A 13408-nucleotide genomic window follows, 5' to 3' on the forward strand; every position below is an offset into this window, starting at 1 on the left:
CGTGTGGGTCGTCCCGCCGTGTTGGGTCGGATGCAAGACGGAGCCAGCACCGGCGCCGGCGCCGAGCTCCGCAGCCGTTCCTGGCTCGAGCCCGACGCCGAGTGCGTCGTCGAGCGCCGAGGGACCGAGTGCCGACGGGAAGTCTGACAGCGCCAACGTGATCCGTCTGCCGGCCGACGTGGGGGTCGGGGACGAGCTCGGTTACGCGGTGGCTGCGGCGGGCGAGCGTGTGGTCGTGGCCGCCCACAAACGCAAAGGCAAGACCGAGGACTCCCATCCTGGCTCGCTGTTCGTCTACCAGGTGAAAGCGGGCAAGCTCGCGTTCGAGACGGAGCTCGGTGTCGAGGGCTCGCATCAGATCGGCAACGCGCTGGCGTTCGACGGCACGCTGGCTGTGACTGGCGCCCACTATGATCGAGGCAAGAGCCCGGAGACCGGCGCGGCCTACGTGTTTGCGGTGGAGGGCGCGACCTGGGCCAAGCCGGTCAAACTGAGCGCTTCGGACGGCAAGAAGGACGATTCTTTCGGCATTGGTGTGGCACTCGCGGGCGGCAGCGTGATCGTGACCAACACCCGCGAAATGGGCGGCGCACTGTATGGTTTCGAGGGCGGCAAACAGGGCTTCGTGGCCAAACCCCCGCTGCCGTTCCGCCACCCGAGTGGTCCCGCGGAGATGCTCAGCGCAAGCGGTGAGCTCGTGGTCGTCGGCGCGCCCTTCACGGGCAAAGTCTCGGAGCAAGGCGCGGTGTTCGTGTTCCGCAAGGACAAGACTGGACTGCACCAGCAAGCGGAGTTGAGCGAGACCGGCGCGGCGGAGCTGGGGCACTTCGGCAGCTCGGTCGTCGTCCACGGCGCGCAGCTTGCGGCAACGAGCAACAAACAGATCAGTGTGTTCGCCGAGAAGGACGGGCGCTGGCAGGAGAGCGCGCGGATCACGCCGGCGCTGACCGTGGGCCTCGCGGATGCCGCCCTCGCGCTCACCGACGACCTGCTCGCGGTGGGTTTCCACCTGGTCGAGGCCGGTCGGGTACTGCTCTACAAGAAGAGCGCCGCCGGCTGGAAGCTCGAGCGGACCGTGCGCGCGCCGGACGGCAAGAACGAGGACTGGTTCGGTTACACCCTCGCGCTCACCCCCAAACACCTGGTCGTGGGCGCGCCCCTGGTCGCGGAGCGCACGGGCGCGGTCTACGTGCTCGGGCTGTGATTTCGAGCGGAGTCGGCTGGGCGTCACCGCCCGCCGCGGCCCCGAGCTCTCAGTTACAGCGCCAGATGTAGCTCGGCAAGAACGAGGACTGTGAGCAGCTCTGGCCGCTCTGCGAGCAGGTGCCGCTGGGTTTGCAGATCTCGCGCTCGAGCGTGGCGGCGCAGGTCTTCTGGCACTTGAGCGTGGTGTAGGCGTTGGCCTGGTTCGAGAACGTGCCGCAACAAACCTCGCCCGCGCCGCAATCTTCCGCGCCGTCGCAGCTCACCGTCGTGGCATCACAGTTCGGTTGGGTGCACGCGCAAGCTTTTGCTTTGTCCGTGCAGTACTCAGCGCCCGGGTTGAGCAGGCAGCAATTCTGCGTGGCTCCGCACACGATCGCGCTCGGGGCGTTGTCGCAGTAGACCTCGCCCGGGAGGCCGGCATCGGCCGAAACTGCGCCGGTTCCACCCGTGCTTGCGTCCGTCACACTGCCGCCGGTTCCACCGGTCATCACGCCGCCGGTTCCGCCGGTTCCGCCGGTTCCACCGGTTCCGCCGGTTCCGCCGGTTCCGCCGCCGCCGCACTTCGGTCCGGGGGGCAGACCCACCTGAGCGGGATCGACGCAGCCGACACCGATGAAGGTGTCGAGCAGGCCGCAGATCCCGGTCGGTTTGCAGCAACCCTGAAGCGTGATGCCCTGGATCGACTGCGGCGGACAGGTCGGGTCGAGCTTGCCGGTCTGGCCGAGCTCGATGCACTGCCCACCGATGAGGCTCGAGCTGACGCCGCACTTGTCACCAACGCAGCACGCGTCGACCTGGCCGATGGGGATCGCCGGCGGGTCGCACTTCGTGCCCCCGCAGAACACACCGCCACCGCTGCCGCCCAAGCCACCGATGCCACCCGTTGCGCCGACGTTGCCGGTGCCGCCGCCGGAGACTCCGCTCGAGCCGGCGATGCCGCCCGCTCCGGTGCCCGCCATGTTGCCGGTGCCGCCTCCGCCAGTCGTGCCGCCACCGGTGATGGGTCCGCCACCACTGCCGCTGACACTGGCGTCGGGTCCCTGGTAACCGATGTCAGTGACGCCGCCGCACCCGATCGCGAGGGCGGAGGGGACTGCGAACATCCAAAGCAAGTTGAGCTTCGATGAGCTCGAGGCGTAGCGGTGGCGCATGTCGGCTCCAGACGAACGACGGGGGGTCGCTCGCGGCCGAAGGCTACGCCAAAAGCTCGGTTTTCGCGACGGGGTACCCGCTCGGACGCTGGACCGCGTAGGAAAGCGCGAGGATTTCGATGAGCACCGTGCGGTAGACCAGGTGGACGTCATCGACGTCGACCTCGTCGGCGTGGGCCTCGAGGGTGGCGTCCACGTGTTCGTGCACGAACTCCACCAGGTGCGGCTGCTCCATGCCGATGACGTCGTCGCTGTCGAGCGCCTCGGCCGGATCGGCGCGGCGCAGCTCTTCGTCCAGGCTCAGGAGCTCTTCCGTTGCCTGGATCTCGTCTTCTCGGATCTCCGACACGTACTCGCCGTGGATCTTCTCGAACGCGAGCCAGACTGCCAGCGCCAGGAAGTACCCGAGCGCGAGCGCGGTCTCGTCGAGGGGCTTGCCCAGAGTCTCGGCCACCCGCGCTGCGAGAGCCGGCTGTGAGCGCTCGAAGCGCTCGAATGCCGCGTCGAGCTGCTCGCGCGCGCGGTCGTCATCTTCCGCCAAGCTCTCGCGCACCGACTCGAGCGCGTGGGTTGGCACGCGTGCGTACGAAGGGACGGGACGAATGGCTGAGCTACGGACCCACACTCTGACTCTCTTTCTAGCACGGAGGTCCAGAGTGCAAGCTCAATAATGCGCGATTGTCACGCCCGAGGACCCAGTCGAGGCTTGTGTTCGACGCCCGCTTGACCGAGATTCCCTGTGCTTCACCGGGACTTGAAGCGTGGCAGCGAACGCAGGGAAGAGTACGCCACCCGGGCCCGCCACGGGGGACACACCCGAGGACGAGCCCGAGGTGTCAGTGAGCCGCCGCTGGCAGTGGCGTCGCGTAGCGATCTTCGCGCTCGTACTCCTGCCACTCGTGCTCGCCGCTGGTTATACGCTCGACCGCGCGCGTCATTCCGGGCGTGTGGTGCGAGGAGTGCACATCGGCGACGTCGACGTGGGCGGCATGAGCGAGGCCGAGGTTGCGCGCGTTGCTACCGATTTCGATGAACGGCTGCGAAAGACCCCGCTCCCAGCTCGGGTCCGAACCAGCGAGGTCAGCGTCGATCCCGAGAAACTCACGCTTTCGGTGGCTCCGGCCGCGACGGCGCGCCGTGCCATGGCAGCAGGGCGAGAGGGTGGAGTGTTCCGTGACTTGCGCTTCTGGGTTGCGCGGTTCTCCTCGCCGCTCCGGCTGCCCTTGGAGATCTCCCTCGACCTCACCCGGGCTCGAGCACTGCTCGACGAGTGGGAGAAGGCGCACGTCGATCTCCCGTTCAGCGGTGGCGTGGTGGCCGATGCCGGTGGCGTCCGAGCGGACCCTCCACGCAAGGGTCATGTCATCGATGGCGACAGCGCCGTCGCGTCGCTCGTGCGCGGGCTCGCCAGCTGGCCGCGTGAGCCCGTCGAGGTTCCGCTCGTGGAGCGCGAGCCGTTCATTGCGGCGGGTGCGGTGGAGAGCGCGGTCGAGGAGGCCAAGCGTTTGCTCGCCGAGCCCGTGACGTTCAGCGGTGAGGGGGAACGTGTGCTTCGGTTCGAGAAGGAAGAGCTGACGCGAGCCCTGCGCAGCCGTGCACCAACGCCCGCCGCGCCGCGCGTCACGCTGTATCTCGACAACGCAGTCGTGGAAGAGAAGTTGGCTCGAGTTCGGGCGGGGCTCGAGGCGCCGCCTGTGAACGCTCACTTCATCGTGGAGAAGGGCGACCGCGTGAGCATCGAGGCAGGAAGCCCCGGCGCCGTGCTGCGGGCCGAGACGGTGGCGGCGAAGCTGCTGGAGGCGGCAGCCCTGCCCGGCAGGAACGGGCCCTTGCCACTCGAGCAGGGCGCCGCGCCAGAGCTTAGCAAAGAGGCACTCGCGGCGCTCAACGTCAGGCATTTGGTCGGCCAATACACCACCCATCACCCCTGCTGCCAGCCGCGGGTCGACAACATTCACCTGATCGCGGACCTGCTCCGGGGCCAGATCGTGAAACCCGGCGAGAGCTTCAGTGTCAACGCGCTGATCGGTCCGCGCTCCGCCAAGCTGGGCTTCAAACCCGCGCCGACCATCGAAGAAGGCGAGATGGTCGACTCGCTGGGTGGGGGCGTGAGTCAGTTCGCGACGACGCTGTTCAACGCGCTGTTCGTGGGTGGTTACGACATCACCGAGCGCATGCCACACACCTACTGGTTCGCGCGTTACCCGATGGGGCGTGACGCCACGCTGTCGTGGCCCAAGCCCGACGTTGCATTCAAGAACGACAGCGAAGCGGGGGCGCTGATCTGGACCGAGTACGGCGACGACCACATCACCGTGAAGGTGTTCGGCGACAACGGCGGGCGCAAGGTCTCGATCAAGGTCTCGCCGCAGCAGAACCTGGTCAAAGCGCCCATCGAATACATCCCTGATCTCACCCAGCCGCCGGAGAAGGACAAAACCATGGAGGCGGGCCAGATCGGGTGGACGGTGTTCGTGACCCGTCAGGTCACGTTCGCGGACGGCACGAAGCGCGAAGACAAACGGAAAGTCGTGTACAAGGCGCGCACGCGCCGGGTGATCGTTCACCCGTGCAACGTGCCCAAGGGCGAGCCCGGCTACACGGGCGAGAAGTGCCCCGAGCCGGAGGGTGCCGAGGGCGAGGGAACGGAAGCGGGCAAACCCCAATGAAGCGCTGGCTGCTCGCGCTCGGGCTCTCCGCAGCGGCGTGCGCCGGGGCGCAGCCCGCGCCGCGCCGGCCTGCGGCCGTACATCACGCCGAGCCGCCACCGCCAACGCGCGAGGCGCCGCTCGACACGAGCGCCGTGGGTGAACCGCAGTCGCTCCTGCTCGCGGCCCGCATCGATGGCCCCGCGCTGCGCAATTCGAACCTGCTCCCTCCCGGCAACGGGCTCGAGGAAAACCCGCTGCGCCTCATCGACCGCCGCCTTCCGGGGCTCGCCCGCGAGCTGTTCGCCGAAGCCCCGATCGAGCTCGCGCTCGGAGTGCAGTCGGCCGCCGAGCTCGTTGCCGGTGGGCCCGACGTGGTGGTCTCGATCGCGGTCGTGTCGTTCGCAGCGACGCGAGCCGCCCTCGAGTCGCTCGCGCTCGCGGGCGAGGTGGAGCTCGGCCGTTCCACGCGCGAGCGCCTCGCTTTCACCGCGACGGCGAGCACGGCGCCGACGGCCTGCTGGCTCGCCGTGGCCCGAGGCCCCACCCGCGCGCGGCTCATCTGCGGCACCTCGGTGGACGCGCTCGAGCGACTGGGACCGTACGCAGCGCGCGGGCTGCCGACCCGAGAGCTCGGGCCCGAGCCGCTCGTGGTCGTGTTGTATCCCCGGCGCGTTCCGAAGCTCGAGCTCGAGAAGCTGCGCAACCTGTCGCGCGTGCTCGTCGCGCGCCAGAACGACTCGGCAGGCTTGGAGCGCGCGCTGCCGGTGCTGCTGGACGATGCGCTCGAGCTCTGGTCCGACCTCGCCGAGCTGCGGCTCAGCGCACGCGCGGGGGAGCCGTCGCGTCCCGGGGTGGAGCTCGAGCTCGAGGCCGTGCTCGAGGGAAGGAAAGCGTGGACGACGAGGACACTCGCCACGCTCCAGCCAAGGAACAGCGAGCTGGTCGCGATGTTCCGCTCGCTGCCGGACGACACGGACATCGCGGGGTTCTTCTCGGGGGCATCCCTTGCGCGCGCGGACGAAGCGCAGGCGTCGCTCGAGCAGTGGCTGCGCGCCGAGTGGGGCGCTCCGGTGAGCCGCGAGTCCTTGGAGCTCGTCGTCCGGACGTTCCTGCAGCGTGGGCCGTATCTGTACGCGCAGGGGGACGCCTTTGGAAAAGACACCACCTCGGTGCGGCACAGCGGACGTGGGCTGTGGGAAAAGACGCTGTCCGTCTACGGCTGGCACCTCATCGGATTCCCCGAGCGCTCAGCGGAGCTGGCGCTGATGCTCGATCGAGGGATGAATGCCTACAACCGCGGCGACCTGGGCAAGCTGGCGTACCGCGAGCTACCGCGGCTCTGCGCAGGCCTCGGCAAGATCAGGAAGAAGCCCGCGCCGAGGGGTTTCCCCAGGGGCAGTGCGGTGTATCAGCTGCCGCTACCAGGGAAGTTCTTCGACGACTGTGTGCGTCACTGGCGCGTGCAGCCGCCGGAACGCGCGCCGAACGACTCCATCGTGGTGGTGCTCTTGCCTGATGGGGAGCGAACCTGGGTCGGTTTCGGTATTCAGGAGGGGCCCATGCTCGCGAGAATGGCGCAGCTGACGAAGAAGTCCGCGCGCCCGGCGGAGCGTTTTCCGCCCGAGGCCTGGAGCGACGCGGACGTGCGCGGTGGCGGTTTCACCAGTCTCGCCGGCATTGGCGGGCTGCTGCGGTTCGTCAGCATGTCCGAACCGTGGGGCTGGCGCCGCGAGCGGCTTGGAAGGTTGCCAGCGCGGGGCAAGGAGCCGATGGCCTTCAGCTTCGAGGTCTCGCGTGATGCACCGACTCGGTTGCGAGCGCGGCTGTGGATGTCCCGGGGCGCGTTCGAGGATTTGTCGGCGTTCTAGAGGTGAGGAAGAGGCAGAAATTTTACAGGAAGTCGGAAGGGCGGAGGATTTGGATTTGAGCGGGGCTTGCGCGTGTCCGTGCTGCGTCCTCCGAATCCCGCTGAATCACTGTCCTTCCGCCTTCCTGTGAATCTCTGCGAAGGAGGCCGCGCCGTTCTGAACCGTCAATCGGGCATCGGTAGGCCGCGGCAACCGAAGAAACACTTGCGCGTCTCTTGGTTGGTCGCCTTGGTGACACACTCGGCTCCGCCGCCGCCCTTGGTGCAGTCGCGCATCTTGTCCAGATCCATCAGCTTGCCGTGTTTTCCTTCGCACTCGGAGCGGCAGCGGTTCAGACAACCGGCACCGTTCGGGCAGTCGTCCGAACCGGCGGCAGCAGCCGGCGCCGAGGTGTCGGCGGGGGCGGCGCGGGCGTCGGCGATCGCCTTGGCCCCCTTCTCTTTCTTCCATTCCTCGAAGTACTCCTCGAACTTCTTGGTGTCGCTGAGCTCGTCCATCACCTTCTTCTTGAACTGCGCGCGGCACAGCGTGGCGGCGATCCAGGCGGGTTTGCCGTTCACCTCCTCCTTGGACTCGTTCATGACCTCGCACCTGCCGTAGTCGATCGCGTGTTTGTCGAGCGCCGCGAAGGTCTCGGTCTTGGCCTTGCCCCCCTTGCAAGCGAGCAACGCGCCGGCGGTCAGGAGCACCGCCCAGGTCGTGGTTCGAACCATTGCTCGTCGTTGTTGCGTCTGCATTCTGGTGTCCCCTTGGTGGCGGAAGCGTCGAACGAGAGGGCTCCTGCTCCGATGTGTCAACCGCCGAGCCGTTGGGGCCCGAGTCGCGCTATCATTCGGCCATGCGTCGAGGACTCGCTTGGGCGATTGGGTGCGTGGCTCTGGGATCCGTGCTGCCGTTAGCGTGTGGCGGGGACGCCGAGGTGGCGAACAAGTCCGGCACGGGCGGTGGCGGTGCTGCCGGAGCGGGCGGCGGTGGAGTCGGCGGCGGCGGAGTCGGCGGTACCGGTGCGACCGGAGGCCTGATCTTGGACGGCAGCGCAGGAGACACGTCGCTGCCTGATGCCGATCCCTGTGCGACAGCCAGCTGCCCCAAGGAACAACACTGTGATCCAACCAGCGGAACGGCGACCTGCGTGCCGAACGACTGCACGGCGCTCGGCTGCAAGGCGAGCGAAAAGTGTGTGGTCGTCGATGCCGGTGCGTACTGCGAGGACAACTCGTGCAAGAGCGACGTCGACTGTCCCGTGACCGAGTACTGCAACGGTACCATCTGTGTGGCGGACGTGTGTACGACCGGGCAGCAGAAGTGCCAGGGGCAGGAGCTCTTGGTGTGCAAACCCAACGGCAGCGGCACCCAGAAGAAGGTCACCTGCGGCAGCGGCTCGCCGTATTTTCAGAGCACGTGCAAGGACGACGGTTCGGGCAACGCGAGCTGTCCGTGCGAGGACGACTGGGACTGCCCGCAGTACACCGAGTGCGACGTGTCGAGCTGTCAGGGAACCGGCGTCGCGCCGACCTGCTCGCTGCCGCCTGAGCCCTTCACCAAGGTGCTGCCCACCAACGAGATCACCTGGGGCGGCACCTTTGCCAACCCGCAGGCTGTCGGCAGCCCGTTCCCGGCTTCGACTCAGGTGGTGATGACACCGCTGGTCGTGAACCTGGACGACGACAACGGCGACGGGGTGATCGACGAGCGAGACTTCCCGGAGATCGTGTTTGCGTCGTTCTGTGCCTCCGAGTTCACCTCCAACGGCACCCTCCGCGCCGTGCACGGCGGCGGCAAGAACAAGGGGAAAGATTACTTCGCGGCCTGCGGCAGCACCGTCTGGCACGAGGGCGACCCCCTCACGATGGCGTGCCCCTGCGCCAACGGCGAGCTCGACTCGACGGCGGTGCTCGCGGCGGGCGACCTCGACGGGGACGGCAAGCCCGAGATCGTCGGCATCAGCGAGACCGACGGCATCCTGATCTTCGACAACAAGGGGGTGCCGATCTCGAAGAGCGCGAACTACTCGTTCAACGGCGCTGACCCGACGCCGGCGATCGTCAACGTCGACAACGCGGGCTTCGCAGAGATCGTGATCGGACGCAGCATCTTCACGCTGGAGAAGGATACGGCCGGCAAGCTCAAGATCCTCGATCGCTTCGAGGGCTCGCTGATGAACGGCACGAACGGGCAGGGCCCGGTGTCGTGTGTGGCAAACCTGGTCGGCGACTCGAAACAGGAGCTGATCGCCGGCAGCACCGTCTACCGCATGGCAACGCCGCCGGCGGGAGCCAAGAAGCGCGCGGACTGCACGGGGTCGGAGACGGGTGAGAGCAAGACCTGGTGTGACGGTCAGCTGGTGGTGGTCTGGGACGGGCAGACCGTGAACACCACGGCCGTGTTGCCGACCACCAATCGCGAAGGCTTCTGTGCCATCGCCGACGTGCTCGGCACGGACCAGACCAAACCACCGGGACCACAGAACCCGCTGGATGGCGCGGCGGAGGTCGTGCTGGTCGCCAACGGTCGGCTGCTCGTGTTCAACGGGCAGACGGGCAAGCTCATGCTCAACCTCGATCCGGCGGCTGGGCTGAACGGCGGCGCGCCGAACGTCGACGACTTCGACGGCGACGGGTTCCCGGAGGTCGGCACGGCCTTCGGCGCGGCCTACGTCGTGTTCGACCTCCAGGCGGCGGCCACCGAGTGCCCGGCCTGGACGGCGGTGACGGACTCGAACACCAACAAACCCCGCACTCCGCCGGCCGCCACCTGCCTGAAGGACAGCGACTGCGGGGATACCGCCAAGTTCTCTTGCAACGAGTCGACCAGCCAGTGTGTGTGCCTGCACAACAGCTGGCGTCGCACCACCGAAGACGACTCCAGCCGGGTGACCGGGTCGAGTGTGTTCGACTTCAACGGGGATGGGGCCGCCGAGGTCATCTACAACGACGAGTGCAACTTCCGGGTCTACGACGGGCTGAACGGTGGGGAGCTGTTCAAACAACCGAGCGAGAGCCGCACTCGCATCGAGGAGCCGGTGGTGGCGGACGTCGACAACGACGGCAACGCGGAGATCGTGTTCGCGACCAGCACCGAGAGTGGGTTCTGCTCGGAGAAGAAGACCGGCGTCTACAACGCGGGCATCGAGGTCTGGGGCGACTCCAAGGACACCTGGGTCAGCGCGCGTCGGATCTGGAACCAGCACGCCTATCACGTGACGAACGTCACCGAGAACGGCGCGATCCCGCTGTTCGAGCCCGAGAGCTGGAAGCCGCACAACGGCCGCCTTTACAACACCTATCGCTCGAACCCGCGCTCGAGCGGTGTCGCGCCGGATCTCACGGTCGAGGCCATCCAGGTGTCGTCGCCGGATGCAACCTGCGGACAGCTGTCGAAGAAGCTCGACATCACGGTGCAGCTCGCGAACATCGGCGATCTGCGAGTGGGCCCCGGCGTGGTGCTGGGTTTCTACGGCGAGTGGTTCTCGCCGCTCCTGTCCGAGGCCCTCAAGGTGTCGGGCGGGGCGCCGCTGACCTTCGTCATCACCCAGAGTCTCGAGCCTGGCGACGTGATCTGGATCACCGCGAGCTACGACGCGGTAAACAACTCTCCTGGTGTATTGCCGGGTCAGATCGAGGTCGTGGTCGACGACGGCAATCAGGCGCGGGAGTGCAACGAAACCAACAACACCCTCAAGAAGCCGGTGTCGGCCGGTGCCAAACTGCCCGACCTGCGGGTGCAGATCGGCGTGCCCACGGGCTGCCCGCCGGGCACGAAACCCACCGTGCCCACCACCGTCTCTAACGATGGTTCGGCGCCCGCCAGCAACGTCTTGGTCCGGTACTACGCCGGAGACCCACAGTCGGGTGGCAAGCCGATCCACGATGAGCTCGTGCCTGGGCCGATCCCCGCCGGCGGCAACGTCGTGCTCACGCCGACCATGACGACGTTCCCGCAGGGGCTGTCCGTCTTGATCTACGCGGTCGTCGATCCCGACAACACCATTGCCGAGTGCAACGACGGCAACAACTCCGACTTCGCCGACGCCAAGATCATTTGCGGCAACATTCCGCAGTGAGTGCCGCGCGTCGGCTCCGTGTGTTACGCTTCAACCTTCTGACCTTCATCGCGAGAGGTGACCGATGCGACGCTTGATTCTTGGAGTATTCGTGCTCGGGGCTTTCTCCGCGTGTGGCGGTGACAGCAGTGACGGTGGCTCGGGCACGGGGGGCGCGAGTACTGGCGGCGCGAGCACCGGCGGAACGAGCGCCGGTGGGACGAGCGCCGGTGGTAGCGGCGGGGCAACCGGAGGCTCCGGCGGCGGGATTGCGGGGTCCGGCGGCGGCGTTGCGGGTTCCGGCGGGAGCGCGGGCTCCGGCGGCGCGAGCGGCGGCGCAGCCGGCTCGGGTGGCGCGAGCGGCGGAGCCGGCGGCGCGAGCGGCGGCAGCGGCGGCGGTGCCTCGACCTGCAGCAGCCCGAGCGACTGCACAGCCAGTGTGTACTCGAAGCTCGTGACGTCCGAAGCCGAGTGTTACTGCCTGCTCTGCCCGTCGACCCCGCTGACCGTTGCGGAGGCGACCGTGCGAGGCACGGCCTGGACCAAACACTGCACGGCTTGGGAGAAGAAGAACCCGTGCCCGGTGCCGTCGTGTGTGCAACCGCCCCCGCTCGGCTGCTCCAACGGACAATGTGTGTTCACCACGAACGGCGGCGTCTGAGCGCGCGGGCCCGGGCGCGGTGAGAGCGGCGCGAAGCGCGCTCGAGAACGGCCGCCGTCCGGCCGCGGCGTGCTCGCCCAGCGAGCAGTGCCCACGAGAACGCCATCAACGCCAGGCCGCTGCCGTGGGCGGGCGCTCTCGCTTGGAGCTTGCACCCACAACCGCTCGCTTCTGCATCGTCGTCCGCCGCGGTGCCCCGACACGTGTTCTTGCTGCAGATGTCTCCGGTCGTCGAGGGATCGCCGTCGTCACACGCCGCGCCTTCGGGACGTGGGCTCTCCTCACAGCTTCCGTCGCTCGGCGCCCAGACGTAGCGCGCGCAGGGGTTCGACGCGGTGCCACAGTGTCGCGCGGCGAGCTGGGCGTCGTACAGGTTCGGCGGGTCCGGTTCGGGCAGAGACTCGATCCACTCGCGGTCGGGCGTCTGGCTCGGTGTCAGGTCGGGCGAAAGGTTGCCGATGATGTTGCTCTGCATCACGGTCCACAAGAGCGGAGCGCTCATCGGTGGGGCCAGGTTCCAGTAGGTGTTGCGCGCACCGGCCTGCGGACCCGCGCAGGTGGAGCCTCCGCTCTGAAAACCGTACGCGGATAGCTCCGTGAACAGGTTCTCGAACGGACTGTCGCGGTGGTGATCCAGGCTCATCGGCAGCGCGCTCGTGCCACGGGTGACTACGGTGCCGTTGGTGCGATGGTCGATCGTGACGGTGTGCCACCACTCGCTCGCCATCTCGAAACCGTCGATCAATACGTCGGCGCTCTGGTTCAAGTTGAACCCGTGGTGGCCCGGGCGGCCCAGCGTCCGAACGCCAACGACGCTCAGGTTCTTTACGCGTGATTCAGTCAAGAACGCGTCGTCGGCGTTGACCACCGTGACGTCCCGCAGCCAGCTGTCCACCACTCCATCGCTGAAGAACAAAGCGTTGTAGCCCGGCTCTTTCAGGTGCCCGGCGTACGGCACGTCCGGGAACTCGATGCGTAGGTGCTCCGCACCCACCTCCGCGAGAGCCGGAAGTGTCCACAGCTCGGGCGACCACTCCGCCCGAACGTCGGTGCGGAGAGGCTGCCGCAGAGTCACCTCGGCCCCGGTGCTGGACTCGACTCGCACCGGCCAGTCGAAGCGCAGCGGGAGCTGGTAGGCACAGGTGCCGCTGTCGGCGAGCTCCGCGTGCAGATGGCGTCCCAGGCTGCCGTCGCCGCCATCGACCTGGCGCAACTCGATGAGCTGACCCGGCGAAAGCGCCGCTGCGGACGCCAGGGTGATGCCGCGGCTTCCCCGCGCGGCGGGGCTCGCGAGTGCCGCGAGCTTCACGCCGATCTGCGCCGAGTGGAAGTGCACGAAGCCGCCGCTGTAGGACCACTTCGGATCAGGACCAAAGACGTCGCTCAGGCTCTTGTCGATCACGAGCACGCTGCCGTCCATGCCCGAGCCCTCCCCGCGCAGTACGACGCCGCTCTTGTCGACCGACAGCACCGTGCCGATGCGGTAGCGCCCCTTGGGCAACAACACCGCGCCCGTGCTCGCCGCGTCGATGGCCGCCTGGATCGCGGGCGCGTCGTCGGCCGAGCCGTCGCCTTTCGCGCCGAAGTCGAGCACGTTCACCACCACGGCGACGACCGGCAAGGGTTGATCGCCAGCGCGATAGCCTGCGAACGAGAAGTCGGGCAGCCGGCTCGCGGGGTTCCACAGCTCTCCGTGAACCCCCCACAGCGCCGAGGTCTGGGCGCCGGCTGCCGGCGTCGCCAAGAAGCTGCAGAGCAGCGCGGTGCGCGCGAGTCGGCCGCGCGACACATCCGTCCCGCCCGGTCGTTGCTCGCGCGACACCGCGCCC

9 protein-coding genes are annotated in these 13408 nt (G+C 67.9%); 5 read left to right on the forward strand and 4 right to left on the reverse strand.

The annotated features are described in order from the left end of the window. Nucleotide 1: 1 nt before the first annotated feature. Complete coding sequence (locus IPI67_38360; GenBank protein MBK7586037.1) at nucleotides 2–1204, forward strand: hypothetical protein; 1203 nt, start codon at nucleotides 2–4, stop codon at nucleotides 1202–1204. Nucleotides 1205–1253: 49 nt separating this feature from the next. Here the strand turns inward: IPI67_38360 and IPI67_38365 are convergent, their stop codons facing one another. Both IPI67_38365 and IPI67_38370 read right to left on the reverse strand, forming a co-directional pair. Next, on the reverse strand, nucleotides 1254–2357 hold the full coding sequence (locus IPI67_38365) for a hypothetical protein (GenBank protein MBK7586038.1): 1104 nt from the start codon (nucleotides 2355–2357) through the stop codon (nucleotides 1254–1256). 43 nt (nucleotides 2358–2400) lie between these two features. Beyond that, a complete protein-coding gene (locus IPI67_38370) occupies nucleotides 2401–2982 on the reverse strand; it encodes a hypothetical protein (GenBank protein ID MBK7586039.1) in 582 nt (193 codons plus the stop codon). 136 nt (nucleotides 2983–3118) lie between these two features. Between IPI67_38370 and IPI67_38375 the strand changes: the two genes are divergently transcribed. Together IPI67_38375 and IPI67_38380 are read left to right on the forward strand one after the other, a co-directional pair. Further along, complete coding sequence (locus IPI67_38375) at nucleotides 3119–5026, forward strand: VanW family protein (GenBank protein ID MBK7586040.1); 1908 nt, start codon at nucleotides 3119–3121, stop codon at nucleotides 5024–5026. Next, nucleotides 5023–6876, forward strand: coding sequence for a hypothetical protein (locus IPI67_38380; GenBank protein MBK7586041.1), 1854 nt, complete (start codon nucleotides 5023–5025; stop codon nucleotides 6874–6876). Before IPI67_38375 ends, IPI67_38380 begins: the two co-directional genes overlap by 4 nt. Nucleotides 6877–7040: 164 nt before the next feature. Here the strand turns inward: IPI67_38380 and IPI67_38385 are convergent, their stop codons facing one another. Then, nucleotides 7041–7589: a hypothetical protein gene (locus tag IPI67_38385; protein ID MBK7586042.1), complete on the reverse strand. Its 549-nt coding sequence runs from the start codon at nucleotides 7587–7589 to the stop codon at nucleotides 7041–7043. Nucleotides 7590–7714: 125 nt separating this feature from the next. On the opposite strand from IPI67_38385, the gene IPI67_38390 reads away from it, so the two are divergent. Both IPI67_38390 and IPI67_38395 read left to right on the forward strand, forming a co-directional pair. Next, the gene (locus IPI67_38390) at nucleotides 7715–10939 is read left to right on the forward strand and encodes a hypothetical protein (protein ID MBK7586043.1); all 3225 of its coding nucleotides are present in this window, start codon (nucleotides 7715–7717) and stop codon (nucleotides 10937–10939) included. 64 nt (nucleotides 10940–11003) lie between these two features. Next, complete coding sequence (locus IPI67_38395; protein ID MBK7586044.1) at nucleotides 11004–11579, forward strand: hypothetical protein; 576 nt, start codon at nucleotides 11004–11006, stop codon at nucleotides 11577–11579. On the opposite strand, the gene IPI67_38400 is transcribed toward IPI67_38395, so the two are convergent. Then, complete coding sequence (locus IPI67_38400) at nucleotides 11557–13401, reverse strand: hypothetical protein (protein ID MBK7586045.1); 1845 nt, start codon at nucleotides 13399–13401, stop codon at nucleotides 11557–11559. The genes IPI67_38395 and IPI67_38400 overlap by 23 nt on opposite strands. Nucleotides 13402–13408: the final 7 nt, after the last annotated feature.

The organism is Myxococcales bacterium (genome assembly GCA_016706225.1).
Lineage (GTDB): Bacteria > Myxococcota_A > Polyangia > Polyangiales > Polyangiaceae > JADJKB01.